The organism is Marivita sp. S6314, from assembly GCF_023015985.1.
Taxonomy (GTDB): Bacteria; Pseudomonadota; Alphaproteobacteria; order Rhodobacterales; family Rhodobacteraceae; genus Marivita.
Window position 1 is genome coordinate 593,529 of record NZ_JALKAO010000003.1, and the last position, 15,422, is coordinate 608,950.

General features: G+C 57.6%; 14 protein-coding genes and 1 pseudogene. 8 read left to right on the top strand and 7 right to left on the bottom strand.

The features are described from left to right. The first annotated feature begins 320 nt into the window (after positions 1 to 320). Positions 321 to 1,497, top strand: a pseudogene (locus MWU54_RS11515) (IS3 family transposase). Positions 1,498 to 1,543: 46 nt separating this feature from the next. Here MWU54_RS11515 and MWU54_RS11520 read toward each other — a convergent pair. The 7 genes from MWU54_RS11520 to MWU54_RS11550 form a co-directional block, all read right to left on the bottom strand. Then, positions 1,544 to 2,416 carry a ribokinase gene (locus MWU54_RS11520; protein ID WP_247083578.1) on the bottom strand — a complete coding sequence of 291 codons (873 nt, stop codon included), beginning with the start codon at positions 2,414 to 2,416 and terminating at the stop codon, positions 1,544 to 1,546. Beyond that, positions 2,413 to 3,369, bottom strand: coding sequence for a nucleoside hydrolase (locus MWU54_RS11525; protein ID WP_247083580.1), 957 nt, complete (start codon positions 3,367 to 3,369; stop codon positions 2,413 to 2,415). Before MWU54_RS11525 ends, MWU54_RS11520 begins: the two co-directional genes overlap by 4 nt. Beyond that, positions 3,362 to 4,414 (bottom strand): ABC transporter ATP-binding protein, encoded by a 1,053-nt coding sequence (locus MWU54_RS11530; protein WP_247083583.1) that lies wholly within the window; start codon positions 4,412 to 4,414, stop codon positions 3,362 to 3,364. The genes MWU54_RS11525 and MWU54_RS11530 overlap by 8 nt, the downstream gene beginning before the upstream one ends. Positions 4,415 to 4,466: 52 nt before the next feature. Further along, positions 4,467 to 6,197, bottom strand: a complete 1,731-nt coding sequence (locus tag MWU54_RS11535; RefSeq protein WP_247083585.1) for an ABC transporter permease subunit — start codon at positions 6,195 to 6,197, stop codon at positions 4,467 to 4,469. 66 nt (positions 6,198 to 6,263) lie between these two features. Then, entirely contained in the window at positions 6,264 to 7,088 is an 825-nt protein-coding gene (locus tag MWU54_RS11540) for an extracellular solute-binding protein (protein WP_247083587.1), read from the bottom strand. After that, positions 7,046 to 7,330 carry a hypothetical protein gene (locus MWU54_RS11545; RefSeq protein WP_247083591.1) on the bottom strand — a complete coding sequence of 95 codons (285 nt, stop codon included), beginning with the start codon at positions 7,328 to 7,330 and terminating at the stop codon, positions 7,046 to 7,048. The genes MWU54_RS11540 and MWU54_RS11545 overlap by 43 nt, the downstream gene beginning before the upstream one ends. A 254-nt stretch (positions 7,331 to 7,584) precedes the next feature. Continuing rightward, complete coding sequence (locus MWU54_RS11550; RefSeq protein WP_247083593.1) at positions 7,585 to 8,880, bottom strand: NAD(P)/FAD-dependent oxidoreductase; 1,296 nt, start codon at positions 8,878 to 8,880, stop codon at positions 7,585 to 7,587. A gap of 248 nt (positions 8,881 to 9,128) precedes the next feature. On the opposite strand from MWU54_RS11550, the gene MWU54_RS11555 reads away from it, so the two are divergent. The 7 genes from MWU54_RS11555 to MWU54_RS11585 all read left to right on the top strand — a co-directional run bounded on the left by MWU54_RS11555 (position 9,129) and on the right by MWU54_RS11585 (position 15,421). Continuing rightward, positions 9,129 to 9,545 (top strand): RidA family protein, encoded by a 417-nt coding sequence (locus tag MWU54_RS11555; RefSeq protein WP_247083595.1) that lies wholly within the window; start codon positions 9,129 to 9,131, stop codon positions 9,543 to 9,545. Beyond that, positions 9,542 to 10,216: a DUF1028 domain-containing protein gene (locus tag MWU54_RS11560; protein WP_247083596.1), complete on the top strand. Its 675-nt coding sequence runs from the start codon at positions 9,542 to 9,544 to the stop codon at positions 10,214 to 10,216. The genes MWU54_RS11555 and MWU54_RS11560 overlap by 4 nt, the downstream gene beginning before the upstream one ends. Positions 10,217 to 10,308: 92 nt before the next feature. Next, entirely contained in the window at positions 10,309 to 11,235 is a 927-nt protein-coding gene (locus tag MWU54_RS11565; RefSeq protein WP_247083599.1) for a LysR family transcriptional regulator, read from the top strand. Positions 11,236 to 11,285: 50 nt separating this feature from the next. Continuing rightward, positions 11,286 to 12,437 (top strand): acetylornithine deacetylase, encoded by a 1,152-nt coding sequence (gene argE / locus MWU54_RS11570; protein WP_247083602.1) that lies wholly within the window; start codon positions 11,286 to 11,288, stop codon positions 12,435 to 12,437. A 552-nt stretch (positions 12,438 to 12,989) separates the two neighbouring features. Then, positions 12,990 to 13,340, top strand: a complete 351-nt coding sequence (locus tag MWU54_RS11575; RefSeq protein WP_247083604.1) for a hypothetical protein — start codon at positions 12,990 to 12,992, stop codon at positions 13,338 to 13,340. Between the two features lie 67 nt (positions 13,341 to 13,407). Then, positions 13,408 to 14,160 (top strand): hypothetical protein, encoded by a 753-nt coding sequence (locus MWU54_RS11580; RefSeq protein ID WP_247083606.1) that lies wholly within the window; start codon positions 13,408 to 13,410, stop codon positions 14,158 to 14,160. Positions 14,161 to 14,230: 70 nt separating this feature from the next. Then, the gene (locus MWU54_RS11585; protein ID WP_247083608.1) at positions 14,231 to 15,421 is read left to right on the top strand and encodes a DUF1611 domain-containing protein; all 1,191 of its coding nucleotides are present in this window, start codon (positions 14,231 to 14,233) and stop codon (positions 15,419 to 15,421) included. The last annotated feature ends 1 nt before the right edge of the window (position 15,422 follow it).

Genomic DNA, 15,422 nt, shown 5'->3' on the forward strand with positions numbered 1-15,422 from the left:
TCATGTCCTCCAAACGCCCTGACCTTCGCAGGTTGTTCGGTCGACGTAACAAAGCGCCCGTTATTGTCCCATTCGGCATTTTTGAGTCGATCAGCGACCAGCTTCTGTGCATCTTCGAGTCGATCAGATAGAACTGCCTCGTACCATCTCTCCGACTTGTCCAAGATCCTGAAGTATCGTCGCCCAGCCATCAGATGATCTCCAATTTGTCCGCGACTGGATTAATGGCATGATCATATCCGTTCGGGCCAGATATGTGGACCTGACGCAGTTTGACGCCGATCCTTTGATAGCATTTATTGCAGCAAGGGAGACGAAGTATGGGAACGAAACGGACGGACGAATCTCGGGCGGATGCGGTGCGTATCGCGCTGACCAGTGGGCTGACACGCAAGCAGGTTGCTTCAGATTTGGGTGTCAGATTGTCGACGCTGGACCATTGGGTGACGGGACATCGTGACACTGAGCTAGTGCCTGACAAGGACCTCGACCTTGCCCAAGAGAACGAACGGCTTCGACGTGAGAACCGTATTCTCAAGGAGGAAAGGGAGATCCTAAATTGAAGCCGGAAAAGAAAAGGCCCCGGTGGGGCGTTTTCCCGGCGAAACACCACGCAGTTCTTCGCGGGCCAAAAGCAATGAGGTTTAAGTTTATTCAAGAACACCGCGATGCATTCTGCACCAAGCGAATGTGCGACCTGTTGACTGTCAGCCCGCGTGGTTTACGTGCATACCGCACCCGTCCAGCCAGTCAAAGGCAGCGAACTGACATGATCGTTCTGGCGCACATCAAGGAACAATCACGTCTCAGCTTGGGCAGCTATGGTAGGCTGAGAATGACAGAGGAACTGAAAGAGCTCGATTTGAACACTGGCCATCGTCGCGTCGGTCGTTTGATGCGTGAGAATGGTATCCGCGTCGAACGATCAAAGAAATGCAAGGTGTCCACCGAAAGTAATCACGTCTTCAACATCGCGCCCAATCTGCTGAAATGGGGACTTCCACGCAGAGTTGTCAAACCAAAAATGGGCGGGTGACATACGCTATATTTGGGCGCGCGAAGGATGGCTGTACCTTGCCGTCATCCTCGACCTGTATTCCCGGCGCGTCATTGGATGAGCGGTGAGCAATCGCATGAAGCGGGACCTGGCGAGACCAGGGCATTGAAGATGGCAATCGTGCTCAGGCAACCGCCCAAAGGCTGCACTCATCACACCGATTGCCGGTCGCAATACTGCTCAAACGAATATCAGAAGCTCTTGCGGCAGCATGGGTTTGAGCCGTCGATGAGCGGCAAAGGTAACTGCTGTGACAACTCGGCAGTCGAGACCTTCTTCAAGACCATCAAGGCAGAGCTGATCTGGCGCAGGTCGTGGCACACGCGACGAGGCGCGGAATTGGCAATCTTCCAGTACATCAATGGCTTCCACAATCCGCGGCGAAGGCACTCAGCATTGGGCTGGAAAGCCCTGTCGCATTCGAAAGGAAAGTGGCTTAAACGAGCACTTGGGGCGGCACAAAAACGGGACAGGTCCATTCCGGACTTAAGCGTTGATGTCCTTGTGCGTTGGCAGAGCGGATTGGCTACCAGCTTTTGTGCACGCAAGTGCAGATGCGGCAATTGCCCGTGGCAACGCGTCATGGAGCGTCAGCTTTCGGTCAAGCCCAGCGGCGAGGACGCCTATGAAGCAATCACCCGCTGCGGTCGTGTCAACGACATCGACACGATGGCCTTTGTAGGTCACCAGATTACCCTCGCTGAAGGCTTCCGCGCCCGACGCGCCCAAAGTGCGCACAACCTGATTGCCTAATGCTGTTCCGATTGAGGCCGCGTCTGCGCTGGTCCCGAGCATCGCGGCGAGCATCATCGCTTCGCTTTCGTTCACGACCAACACCGTAACCTTCTCAAGGATCACGCGCGGCAGCCGGGCTGCCGGTGCGAGGTTCAGGATGGTCTTCACGCCAAGCCGAGACGCCGTTTCGATGGCCGCGACAGTTTCCGCAACCGGAACTTCCAGTTGCAGCACAATGCAGCTGGCCTGCTCCAAGGCCGGAAAGTCCAACTGTGTGGAACTCACCGTACCATTTGCACCTGCATCGAGCACAATCCGGTTTTCGCCACTGTCTTCGACAAGGATCGCGGCGCAGCCGGTTTGGGATGCGCTTCGCTTTACGCCGGTCACGTCGACGCCAGCAGTCTCAAGATTTGCAAGGGCGGTTGCGGCGAGTGCATCCTCTCCCACCGCGCCGATCATCATGACCTCTGCGCCGTCAAGGGCAGCGGCGACAGCCTGGTTCGCGCCCTTTCCCCCAGCACCAAGTGAAAAGTGCTTGGACGCCAGCGTCTCACCCGGGTCGGGGCAGCGCTCAAGCTCAAAGCACAGATCGGCATTGATGGAACCGAAGACGACGATCATGACGTCTGCAATGCCGACTCTGAGGCAAGAGTGGTCAGACTGTCCTTCAACAACGCTTCCAGCCGGGGGACATCAACCTCGGTCATAACTTCGCAATTTGGCTCGCGGTTGTTGAGGTGGCGCGCCTGCGTTCTTGCAACGGATTGCCCTGCCGCATCACCTTCGCTCAGCGTGATTTCCACATGTGCCGGCACTGATTTGAACAGCCCTGGATCGACCAACCAGGCAATCACGCAGGGATCATGCAGACATGGGTCACGGCTTTCATAAGCTCCGAGCATTTGGCCGGCTGCTTGAAAGAGCGGTTCTTCGGCGGCGGCGAGATCCTTGCTGAACGATTTGCTGAGGATCGCCTGTCGGGTTACGTCCAGACCGAACAGCATGATCGGAATGACTGCTGTCATCACGATCTGCGCGGCATGTGGATCGACGTGGAAATTGAACTCCGCAAGGGGTGTGATGTTTCCGGGCCCAAAACATGCACCGCCCATTAGAACGATCTGGCGGATGTGGTCCCTTAGGTCGGGATAGCGCAGCAACGCCAATGCCACATTGGTCATCGGGCCAATAGGGCAGAGAACAATACCACCGGGAGTTTCGCGGGCGATGCGGTTGATGGCATCTATGGCATGGTCATCCTGCAACGGCGTCACAGGATCCCGCAGGTTCACACCGCCCAACCCATCGGTGCCATGTGCAGACGATGTCCGTCCCTTTTGTTTCATGATCGGATGGGCGCAGCCATTGTAGACCGGCACTTCTGAACAGCCCGCCAGATCAAGCACGCGGCGCGCGTTGGCGCTGGTGCTGGACAAAGGCACGTTTCCCGCAACACAAGTGATCGCGCGCAGGTCAATGGCGTCTTTGTTGCCTAGCGCCATCAGGATGGCGATCGCGTCGTCAACGCCCGGGTCGCAATCAATGATAATGGGCAGCGGTTTGGCGTCAGTCATTTGGGACATACCGTGCATCCCGCGTGTTCCAGCCGAACTTGACCTCTTCCCCGACGGTGAACGCGTTGCCGCGTGCAGGGGCTGTGGCGGTCACGTCAATACCGCCTGCTGAGAGCATCACACGCTGTTCTGCGCCGTTGAACACGGTCTCCACAATCATACCGCAATAGGCGCCTTGTCCAAGTTTGATGTCTTCGGGTCGCACAACGATGCAGCCCTTTGATCCTTCAGCTGGGTGGGCATCGTCGGGCAACGTGAGCGCCCCAAGCGCGGTTTCAACCGCGCCGTTGTGAACCTGCCCGTCAAAAATTGTAGAGCGGCCAATAAAATCCGCCGTAAACCGGTTTTGGGGCCGGTCATACATCTCTTGCGGTGTTCCGATCTGGGCGATGCGTCCGGCCTCCATCAGGCAGATTCTGTCCGACAGGGCCAAGGCCTCTTCCTGATCGTGGGTCACGAAGATCATGAAGGTGCCGCTTTCGCGGTGGATGCGCTTGATTTCAACCTGCATCGTTTCCCGCAGTTTGGCGTCAAGCGCGCCGAAAGGTTCATCCATCAGGATAATCGCGGGCTTGTAGACAAGGCACCGCGCCAATGCGACGCGCTGCTGCTGACCACCGGACAATTGCTGCGGAAAGCGCGCATCGGCATGGGACAGGCCGACCATCTCCAAAACTTCGGACACCCGCTTTGCAATGTCCTGCGCCGGGATTTTGCGCATCAGAAGGGGAAAGCCCACATTTTCGGCCACGGTCATATGCGGGAACAGTGCATAGTTCTGAAACACCACGCCGATATCGCGCGAATTGATCGGCGTTGTCGTGCAGTCCTCGCCATCAATAATGACCGATCCGACACTGACATCGACCAGACCCGCAATCAGCTGCAGGAGCGTGGTTTTGCCGGACCCGGACGGGCCAAGCAGGGTCATCAGCTCGCCTTCCCGAACCTCAAGAGTGACGTGATCAAGGGCCACGACATCGCCATAGAACTTGGCAAGGTTCTGGACGACCAACTTGTGCGCACCAGCCGATCTATTGCTCATGTTTGGTTCCATCATGATTGTACTTTCTAACGAATTTCAGGTGCGGTTCGGATCATTTCGGCCGCGCACGTTCTGCAATAACAAAGAGAAGTGTCACGAGGAGAATGATGACCACAGAGGCGGCCGCCAGTGTCGGGCTGACGCTCAGCAGGATGTCATCCCACATTTTTGTCGGCAGGGTGCGTTTGACCCCAGCGCCGACAAACAGCGCGATGGTCAGTTCGTCAAAGGAATGCAGCAACCCGAACAGGAAGGCAGAGATGGCACCCCCGCGGATCAAGGGCAACATGACAAAGCGGATCTGCTGCATCTTTGACGCGCCAAGCGTCGCGGCCGCATCGCCCAGCCGCCAGTCATATCCCTTGAACGTGGTCAGCATGATCACAAAGACAATCGGAAGCGCCGTCAGGGCATGACCCAGGGCAATCCCCATATTGGTGGCCACCAGTCCGACTTCGGCGAAGATGTAGAACAAGGCCACGGCGATCACGATATTTGGGATGATCATCGGCAGCAGAAACAGCATGAACGTTACGCTTCCCAGCCGTGTTTTGGTGCGCGCAATGCCATAGGCGGCAAGTCCGGCCAGTAACGTCGCCAGAATGCCGGTGGCGAAGGCAATGGCGAAAGACCGCAAGGTGGACCCCGTCCATTGCGGGGTTGTCAGGTAGCGTTCAAACCATTGGGTCGAAAAGGACTTGGGCGGAAACTCAAGAAAGCTTGATCCCGAAAAGGCCATTGGCGGGAAGGCAATGACCGGGATGATGAGAAGCGTCACCACGGTCATCGCGGTAATCGACAGGGCGCGCGGGCCAAGGTTGCCCAGCCCGAAGCGACCCAGCAATTCGGTCACCGCGGCACCCGCACCCAGCACCATGTTCCCGATCCCACGGCTGCGTGCGGCGCTGCGTTTTTGCGTCGCTTCGCCGGACACCGCAGACAGGCCGAAAATCCGGTCGTATACAAACACAACCGCGAGCGTCACAACCAACAGCAAGGTCGCCAGCGCACCGGCAAGGCGCATGTTGAAGAATTGCTGTACCTGCCTGATCATCAACTGTCCGATCATCGTTTCGCGGGGTGAGCCAAGCAAGGCAGGCGTGATAAAGAACCCGATTGCAATGATGAACACCAAAAGGCCCGCTGCGGTCACACCCGGCATCGACAGCGGCAGGAAGACGCGCCAGAAGGCCTGGCTTTTGGTGGCACCCAGAGTCTGGGAGGCACTCATCAGGCGGCGATCAATGCCCAGCATGGTCGGCAACATCGTCAGGATCGCAATCGGCAACAGCGCATGCGCCATACCAAAGATCACCGCACCGCGCCCAAACAGCAGGTTGATCTCGCCCTCGTAACCCATGCCCGTCAAAATCTGTGCCACGATCCCCTTGCGCGCCAGCAAGACGATCCATGCAAAATTCTTGAGGAGCGGGCTGATCCAGATCGGTAATAGCACCAGCCAGATCGCAAGCCTACGCCGTTTTTCCGGCATCACCGTCAGCCAGGCGGCAACCACATACCCCACCAGCAAACACACGATTGTCACCTGAATCGCGATGACAAATGTATTGGCCAGAGTCTGAACATAAATGCCCGCCGAGAACATTTTGCGATAGATCGTGAGTTCGAACACCCCGGTTGACGGATCGCGGAAAGACAGCAGGATCAGTGCAAGTGCTGGCACAATCAAAAGGGCGGCGACAAATGCCATACCGGGCCCGGCCAGCCAGATCGCATCCGGTTTCGCGCGCTTTTGTGTGTTCGGTTGGGGGGCGTTTTTCATATATTCCAGACGTCAAATCCCGGGCGCTTTGCTCTGCGCCCGAGATTTTCCGTTTCCACTAAGTGATTAGGAAAGAATCCACCGCTCGAAACGCTCGGTCAGGGCATCCTGATTGTCCGCCCAATACTGGGCATCCAGAAGCTTCAGGCGTTCAAAGTTGCCCGGTGCTGTCGGGAAGCGTTGTGCGGTATCCGGATCAATGAAGTCATAGGCTTTGGTGTTGGTCGGACCCATGGCAAGCTTGGTTGTGTATTTCGCCTGTCGCTCGGCATCCATGCTGTACTTGATGAACTCGCGTGCGGCCTCAAGCTTGGGCGTACCCTTGGGAATGGTCCAGCCATTCATGTTGTAGACGCCTTCCCAGACAAGACCGACATCCGCACCGCTGGACATTGCGGTGTATGCGCGTGTTGACCACGCCGCCATCAGATCCAGTTCACCGTTCTGCAATAGCTGCGTCGCTTGCGCGCCGCCGGTCCACCAGATGTCGATGTCACCGCGAATGCGGTCCAGCGCAGCAAAGGCGCGATCCACATCCAACGGATACAGGTCGTCCATCGGGACACCATCCGTGATCAACGCGGTCTCAAGTGTGATCACCGGGCTGCGCCACAGGCCGCGACGGCCCTTGAACGCTTCGGTATCCCAGAAATCTGCCCAGCTTTTGGGGGCGTTGTCGCCCAGCGAGGAATTCTGGTAGCCCATGATCATCGCGTAGATCCCAACACCCGCGAAATAATCGCTAAAGGCGTTGTCAACAAAGTCATCCGCGTTGTCTATCGTCAGGTTCAGCGGCTCAAAATACTCGCCCTCAAGGTTTTGCACACGCAGCATGTGTTCGGGGGTCATCAGGCCGACGTCAAACAGGTTTGTTTCGGTATCAACGGCCATTTTGTACTGGGTAGAGGATCGGGCTGCATGGTTGTGGCCGAAATCGAAATACCAAAATCCTTTTCGAAATCGTCATAGAGGCCGTATTTGAAGCCCTCATTGAAAGAGCCCCCCATGTCGCCGACAATCAATGTCTCGCTGGCGCGTGCTCGGCCCCCCGTGAAGACAAATGGCGCGGATAGCGCAACCGCCGTGGCCGTTGTCGTGCTCAAAAAGCTGCGTCGTGAGAGTTTGTTTGTCATGTCTTTCTTCGTGTTGGAATTCGTCCAAATCGCACCACCAAAGTGCGAGAGTTGGCTGCAACGCCCCGACCGCCCAATCACGTCCAAGACTGGTTCACCGGCACATTGACGCAAGGGTACAGAGCGGTTGGCCGTGGCGACATTACAGTTCTACAAAGCTGGGATTAGGCAGAGCCTAAGCTGTATTTTGCTTCGGACTGGTCCGAGGGCAACAATGGGCAGGAGTGGAAAATTGCCTTCAAAAAAACAGGTATTTATGCCTTCTTCATCCGCGCAGCTGGCGGTTCTGAGACGCGGGCTTCTGATGGCCGATAGGACTGGTAGGTGTGTTGAATCGCGATTTGATCCGCAATGAATTTGGCATCATGCCACACGCCCCAGATGAACGACGACCCACGCCGCGATTGCCAGGGCAATCCAAGGAAATAGACGCCCGGTTCTTTGGACACACCGCGTGAATGAACCGGTTTTCCATGCTCATCAAAGGTGTCCACGTCCAACCAGCCGTAATCGACAGAGAACCCGGTCGCCCAGATGATGGTTGTGATGCCAGCGTCCGCCAGATCAAGCGTCTTGATCGGGGTTTTCATACAGTCCGGCTCGGGCCACCGCGCGCGTTCTTCGGGATCAAGGGGCAAGTCCAATCCATGGCGCTTGATATAGGCATCCGCCTCATCCAGCAGCGCCCGATGATTGGCATCCCCATTTTCAACATTCCGGACCAGATCATCTGCGAAATGCAACTTACCGCCGTCATACCGCTCGGTACGCCCGACAAGCTGCATACCGCCTGCGGCAAACCGTCGGAAATCAACAGTCCGACCGCCCTTGGCACCGCTGACCGCAATGGTCACATGCTCGGTTCCCGGACCGGGGGTTTGCATGTCCCATTTACCAAGCACGCCAAGCCACCAGCAAAAATCACGACCACGATAACTGCGTGGCGGGCGGTCATGCGGACCGACGGACAAATAGACCTGCCGTCCTGCATCCATCAATTCCTCGGCGATCTGCGCACCGGACGATCCTGCACCCACCACCATCACCGCCCCGTTCGGCAATTGATCCGGATTGCGGTAGTCGTTGGAATGAAGCTGGGTCATGCCTTCGGTATCAGGCACGAGATCCGGCATCACCGGAACCTGAAATGCGCCCGTCGCGGCAATGATGTGGCGTGTTTCAAAATCGCCGGCGGTGGTTTCGACATAGAATCCGCCACCGTTTTTGATGCGAGTCGCTTTCGTCACTTCTACGCCACACCGCAGGGGGGCTTTGATCTGCTTAACGTAATCGACAAAGTAATCAGCGACGGCGTCTTTCGCGATAAAGGCATCATGATCCGGATCATCGAACTCCCGGTTTGGAAACCGGTCATGCCAGGCAGGACCATTGGCCACGAGCGAATCCCACCGCGCCGAACGCCACTTCTCGGCGATACGGTCGCGTTCAAGCACCACATGCGAAATGCCGTGCGTGCATAGATGCTCGCTTGCCGCGATACCGGCTTGACCTCCACCTACGACAAGCGTGTCTACTTTTTCGATGGCCATGCACATTCCCTTCGGATCTCAGTTGGGCCAACCGTAGGGGGCGCAGGCGGAAGGCGAAAACAGTAATTCATTCAGCAATGCTTAGGCTGAACCTAAAGCGCGCCTCCGCGACGCCTTAGGGTATTCCTAATCAACAATGAGGGACTCCGTGCTTTTTGATCGCGCAGATTGCAATATCCCTGTCACAAATGAACGGACCCCGCGTGCCCGCGTGTGCGTGGCTTGTCGTCTGGTCTTAAGGAGCACACATGGCCCATACCCGTATTCGCAAGTTTAATACCTCTGACACCTATCCAGAGCAGAACCTCGACAATGATCTGTGCCAAGCGGTTGTCACGCATGGTGGAAAAACCGTTTGGTTGCGGGGCCAGTGTCCGCAGAACCTGGACGATGCAGTCAACCTCGACAGTCACGATCCGGTCGCGCAGACCCATAAGGTGATGCAGAACATCAAGCAGTTGATCGAAGAAGCCGGCGGCGAGATGAAGCATCTGGTTAAGGTCGTGGTATACATCACCGACGTCCGCCACCGTGAGGCCGTGTACCGCACGATGGGCGAATACATCAAAGGCGTGCATCCGGTGTCGACCGGATTGGTGGTGCAAGCCCTCGCGCGTCCCGAATGGCTGGTTGAGATTGACGGCACGGCGGTGATCCCGGAATGACCTTTTCGCTTGTTGCCCGATGCCCGGACACCGGCATGTTCGGTGTTGCCATTTCGTCTTCCTCTCCGGCGGTCGCCGCGCGCTGTTCATACACGTGCGCGGGTGTGGGTGCGGTTGCGTCACAGAACGTGACCGACCCGACACTGGGGCCTTTTGCGCTGGATCTGATGCAGGGCGGAATGACTGCTGCTGAGGCCATTGCAGGCGTCCGGGATCAAGGCCGGTTCATCGAGTACCGGCAAGTTCTGGCGGTAGACGGGCAGGGCCGCACGGCTATCCATTCCGGGCCCAATTCGCTGGGGATCTGGACGCAGGTACAGGCCGAAAACGTAGCCTCCGGTGGAAACCTGCTGGCCAATGATCGCGTGCCACAGGCTATCGTCGACGGATACCTTGGCGCGTCCGGGCATATCGGGGATCGACTGATCGCCGCGCTGCGCGCAGGACTGGCCGCAGGGGGCGAAGCCGGTCCCGTGCATTCGGCCGGGATGCAGATCGCTGACACGGTCAGCTGGCCGGTGGCGGACCTGCGCTGCGACTGGAGCGAAGACTGCCCCATTGAGGCCGTGGCGACGGCGTGGGAGGTCTACAAACCGCAACTCGATGCGTATATCCAGCGCGCTCTCGACCCGCGAGACGCACCATCCTACGGCGTGCCGGGGGACGATTGAACAGGGCGATCTGTCGTTCCAATCATTTGACCCGTATGCTGCGATCAAGCCGACCGTGAGCCATCCCACCCGCGAAACCAAGGACTGCCCTAATGTTGCGTTTCACATTACGCCAATTGGAATATTTCGTCGCAGTCGGCGAATTGGGCAGCATTGCGCAAGCAGCAGAGAAGGTCAGCGTATCGTCGCCATCGATTTCAGCGGCGATCAATCAACTTGAACAGGAATTCGGCCTGCCTTTGTTTGTCCGACAACACGCACAAGGTCTTTCGCTGACGATTGCAGGGCGCGAGATGCTCAAACAGGCGAAACTTGTCCTGCAGAATGCGGAACAGCTTGTCGATCTTGCAGGCGATATTTCAGGAAAGGTACAGGGGCCCTTGTCAATTGGCGGATTGTTGACCTTTGCACAGGTCGTTGTTCCGGCGCTCAGGGCCGGTTTTGAACGCCTTTACCCCGAGGTCCGAGTGACACAGCATGAACTTGATCAGGCGCAGATTTTCAGCAAACTGCGTCAGTGCGAGATTGATGTTGCCATCACCTATGACCTCGATCTGCCAGGCGATCTGACCTTCGTCCCCATCACGTCACTGCCGCCTTACGCGCTCCTGTGCGAAACGCATCCACTTGCCGGACGCAGCAGCGTCACAGTTGCGGACCTTCTGCCGCATCCGATGGTGTTGCTGGACCTGCCGTTCAGTTCCGAATACTTCCTGTCGTTCTTCCTAAAGTCGGGGAAAAAGCCGATCATCGCCGAGCGCACCCGCGACATGGCCGTCATGCGCAGTCTTGTGGCCAATGGGTTTGGCTTTTCCCTCGCGAATGTCCGACCGTTCAATGACCTGTCTCCGGACGGCAAAAAGCTGATTTTCGTTCCTTTGGACGGCGACGCACGGCCGATGCAGCTGGGTTTGCTGTCGTCTCGCGACGCGGGCAACGTCAACGTGATCCGCACCTTCATAGACCATTGCAAGACCGAGTATCAAAGCGGCTTTATTCCCGGGGTGAATGCGGACTGACCGCCGCCCTGCCTATTCGCCGCCGTCCTTAACCGAAACGGAATTCCCACATGTCTCTGACGCTTGAAACCTTGGAAACCCTTGTCGGTTTCGACACGGTCAGCGCCAAACCCAACGTCGACATCATCCGCTTCATCGAGGATTTTCTGCGCACGCGTGGTGCGCGATGTGTGCCACTGCCGTCAAAACAGGCGGGCAAGCTGGGCCTCTATGCCGAAATCGGGCCACGCGGGCCGCATGGCATCCTTCTTTCGGCGCATACCGACGTCGTGCCTGTGACCGGCCAGACCTGGACCCGCGCTCCGTTTTCGCTCAGCCGCGAGGGCGATCGGGTGTTCGGGCGCGGCACCACTGATATGAAAGGCTATGTCGCCTGCATGTTGCACGCGGCCGATAGGGCGGCGCGGGCGGACCTTAACGAACCGCTCAAACTGCTTTTTTCCTATGACGAGGAAATCGGCTGTGTTGGCATTCAGGAAATGATCGGCAAAGTGCCTAGCTTGGTCGGCACGCCGCGCGCCTGTTTCGTCGGTGAACCAACCGAAATGCAGGTCGCGATTGGCCACAAAGGCAAGGCTGCGCTTGAGGCGGTGTGCACGGGACAGGCCGGGCATTCATCGCTGGCCCCACATTTTGTGAACGCCCTGCACATGGCTGCGGACATGGTGATTGGCTTACGTGACCTCCAGGACTGGTTCGCTCAGAACGGTGAGCGTGATGATGGCTATGATGTGCCTTACAGCACGATCCATGTTGGTAAACTGTCGGGCGGTGTGGCGTTAAACATCGTCCCGGACCAAGCAAAGCTCACATTCGAATATCGCCACCTTGCAGCCGATGCACCCACGATGATCATGGCGCGTATCAAGGAATTGGCGGACCGGCTTACCGCACAGTACCAGCGCATGTTCGATGGCGCTGACATCTGTATCAAACAGATCAATGCCTATCCGGGACTTGATACGCCCGAGACGTCACATGCCGCACAACTCGCCTTACGGACGCTGCGAACGAGCAAACCGACCAAAGTTGCTTTCGGCACCGAAGCCGGCTTTTTTGATGCCCTCGGCATCCCTACTGTCGTGTGCGGCCCCGGCAATATGGCTGGTCAGGGGCACAAAGCCGACGAATTCATCGAACTCGGCCAGCTCGCCGCATGTGATGCATTGTTGGCAGGCATTATCGAAGAGTTGGGCGCCTAAGTGTTGGCCGGGACAGCCAGAATTCGCTGGCTTCGCTGACAGAGGCTTCACAAATTCACAAGGCGACGCGGCATCGGTCGCAAAGCTGGCCTCCGTACGGCTTGAAAATCGGCTTTCGGGTGGCTGAAACGCCTCGTTCTTTGCACATACGCCGCTCCACATATTCCACGACCAAGGGCGGCGTGCGCAACAAGATCCGTTCGGCTTACATTGTAATTCATGCGCTGAGACATTACCTAAGACATATCAAAGTTTGGTCTTCTTCAGCGGTTGCGCATCACTGGCCGGAGCGGACCAAGACGTTCTACCATCAGAATTCAACAGTCACAGGCCCGCGCACGGACCTGATGCTTGCGTAGGTTGACGACGTCGTGGCGCGCGACTGCGTTTTTGCGTCAGGCCCATCCGCTTAGATGGCCCAAAGAGCCAACGAGATGTGACCGGATATGGGCTGCGCCATGTGGGTAGAGACCACTCAAAGACGGCCCTGACAAAATGTCTTGTCAGAGCAAAACCAGCGCGGCGGCGCTTTCTCCGTCAAAGGATCAATAAATGACTTTCCCTGAATGGACGAAACCCGGCATCTACGGTGCGGTGGGTGGCGCGATTGCGATTTCTATCCTTGGCTTCACTTGGGGTGGCTGGACAACGAACGACACGGCTCAAACCATGGCACGGGACCTGGCAACAGACGAAGTGACTTTGGCCATGGTGCCTGTGTGCCTTGACTTATCGGCGGCTGATCCGGAACGGGCAGAGAAACTCGCAAATCTTCAGGATCTCACCGGCTTTGGCCGTCGCAATGCGATGATGGAAACCGGATGGGCAACCCGCCCCGGCTCAGACGCGCCAGACCGTGATCTCGCAGACGCATGTCTCGCGGGGCTTGAATTGGATGGGTGATACCTCAATAGCCCCGCTGCACACAACGCACGCAATTTGCAGGGTACCTATGGTGGTGAACGCCCGAATGCTTTGGGTCGGTTTCATGGGGTCCATCTTTGCTCTGCTTCTTCTGACCCTGCCTGCGCATGCCCAAACCATGCCCGAAAACGCCAGCGCCAAGAGCTTTGGCGACGGGTGGGATTGCAATATCGGGTATCGGCTGAGTGGCGATACGTGTGCCGCCATCGTGGTGCCGGAAAACGCGTATGGGACAAACCGGACCTATGGTCTCGGATGGGAATGTCACCACGGGTTTCGCAGGGTCGATGAAACGGCCTGCGTTGCCGTGGTTGTCCCCGATGGCGGGTTCCTCGACCCGTCGGGCGAACGCTGGCGCTGCCTGCGTGGATTTCTCAAAGTCGATGATGCGTGCCAGGAAGTTGTCGTGCCCGAGAACGGTTACCTGGTGGAAGCGTCCTTTGGGTCCGGTTGGGAATGTGACCGCGGGTTTGAAAAGGTGGATGACCTTTGCAAGGCGATTGCGGTTCCGGCCAACGGGTTTCTGAACGGATCGGGCTATGGCCAGAAGTGGACCTGCGAACGTGGGTTTTTCGAAAAGGACGGTTTGTGCCAAGCCGTCGTTATCCCGGAATTTGCCTATTTCGATGATGCAACCTACGGCGAAGGCTGGAAGTGTCAGAGGGGATATGCGGCCTCAGACTCGGGCTGCGAAGCAATCAACATCCCCGCGAATGCCCATCTCGATAGATCTGGAAACCGCTGGACGTGCAACCGGAATTTCCAAGAGTCCAAAGGTCTGTGCGTTCTCAAGAATTGAGCCCGTCGTACCAAGCGGTGCACGTCACTCTCCCGTCGAACACCAGCGCCTCCATCAAAAGGAACCTCCGATGAAAACCGACAACCACACGGTCGATACCATGCGCCGTCCCATCAGGGGCGCTCAGGCCCCTCCCATGACCGGTGACACGCCGACACCATCAGCTTTGCTCACCCAGATCCCGACGGCCATTGTCTATTGCGAGGGAAACTTTGCAAAGATTGATGGCAAGACGGCCAACGGCCTTGTGCGCCATTCAGAGGCCTACCGGATCGTTTCGGTGATCGACAGCACCCGCAGTGGCGAAAACGCCGGGGTGGTTCTGGATAACGTGCCGGACAGCATACCCATACTCGAAGATCTGGATGCCGCTGTCGCCCACGCACCGTCGATGCCGGATACCTTTATCTATGGAATGGCCCCCTCGACCGGGCGTCTTTCAACGGTGGATCGTGCTGTCGTGCTGGATGCGATCGGGCACGGCATGAACATCGTGAGTGGCCTGCATGAATATCTGAGCGATGATACCGAAATTGCGCAGGCGGCAGCGGAAAAACAAGTCACCCTCCGGGACATCCGCAAACCCAAGCTGAGCAAGGATATGCGTTTGTTCGATGGCAGCGTCGCGAAAGTCGATGCGCTGCGGATCGCCATTCTTGGGACCGATTGCGCCATCGGAAAGCGAACGACGTCCACGGTGCTGGCCCATGCCCTGAACGCGAAAGGTATCAAGACTGTTCTGGTGGGGACGGGCCAGACGGGTCTGATGCAGGGCGCAAGATACGGTGTGGCCATGGACGCTGTCCCGCCGCAATTTTGCTGTGGCGAACTTGAAGGCGCGATTGTTGCGGCCTCAGAGGCCGAACACCCCGATGTCATTCTGATCGAGGGTCAAGGCGCTCTGAGCCACCCTGCGTTTTGTACATCGGCCTTTATCCTGCGCGGCAGCCAACCGGACGCGGTGATCCTTCAGCACGCGCCAAAACGCGCCCATCGCTGTGACTTTCCCAACATGCCAATGCCCACCCCGGCCAGCGAGATTGCTTTGATCGAGGCGTTTTCGGATACCAAGGTCATTGGCATCACGCTCAATCACGAGGGTATGTCGGACGCCGAGATCACACACATGATCGTGGCGCAATCCGACAGACTTGGTCTGCCTGTGACCGACGCGCTCAGCAGACCGGCGTCGCATCTGTTGGCGATGGTTCTGGACGCTTATCCCGGCCTCCTGCAAGGGCCACCCAAGGTCGCGGTTTGAG

Bases quoted from the DNA above. Each gene is read 5' to 3' on its own strand.
- MWU54_RS11520 (WP_247083578.1), bottom strand. From the start codon at position 2,416: ATGATCGTCGTCTTCGGTTCCATCAATGCCGATCTGTGCTTTGAGCTT.
- MWU54_RS11525 (WP_247083580.1), bottom strand. From the start codon at position 3,369: ATGACTGACGCCAAACCGCTGCCCATTATCATTGATTGCGACCCGGGC.
- MWU54_RS11530 (WP_247083583.1), bottom strand. From the start codon at position 4,414: ATGAGCAATAGATCGGCTGGTGCGCACAAGTTGGTCGTCCAGAACCTT.
- MWU54_RS11535 (WP_247083585.1), bottom strand. From the start codon at position 6,197: ATGAAAAACGCCCCCCAACCGAACACACAAAAGCGCGCGAAACCGGAT.
- MWU54_RS11540 (WP_247083587.1), bottom strand. From the start codon at position 7,088: ATGGCCGTTGATACCGAAACAAACCTGTTTGACGTCGGCCTGATGACC.
- MWU54_RS11545 (WP_247083591.1), bottom strand. From the start codon at position 7,330: ATGACAAACAAACTCTCACGACGCAGCTTTTTGAGCACGACAACGGCC.
- MWU54_RS11550 (WP_247083593.1), bottom strand. From the start codon at position 8,880: ATGGCCATCGAAAAAGTAGACACGCTTGTCGTAGGTGGAGGTCAAGCC.
- MWU54_RS11555 (WP_247083595.1), top strand. From the start codon at position 9,129: ATGGCCCATACCCGTATTCGCAAGTTTAATACCTCTGACACCTATCCA.
- MWU54_RS11560 (WP_247083596.1), top strand. From the start codon at position 9,542: ATGACCTTTTCGCTTGTTGCCCGATGCCCGGACACCGGCATGTTCGGT.
- MWU54_RS11565 (WP_247083599.1), top strand. From the start codon at position 10,309: ATGTTGCGTTTCACATTACGCCAATTGGAATATTTCGTCGCAGTCGGC.
- argE (WP_247083602.1), top strand. From the start codon at position 11,286: ATGTCTCTGACGCTTGAAACCTTGGAAACCCTTGTCGGTTTCGACACG.
- MWU54_RS11575 (WP_247083604.1), top strand. From the start codon at position 12,990: ATGACTTTCCCTGAATGGACGAAACCCGGCATCTACGGTGCGGTGGGT.
- MWU54_RS11580 (WP_247083606.1), top strand. From the start codon at position 13,408: ATGCTTTGGGTCGGTTTCATGGGGTCCATCTTTGCTCTGCTTCTTCTG.
- MWU54_RS11585 (WP_247083608.1), top strand. From the start codon at position 14,231: ATGAAAACCGACAACCACACGGTCGATACCATGCGCCGTCCCATCAGG.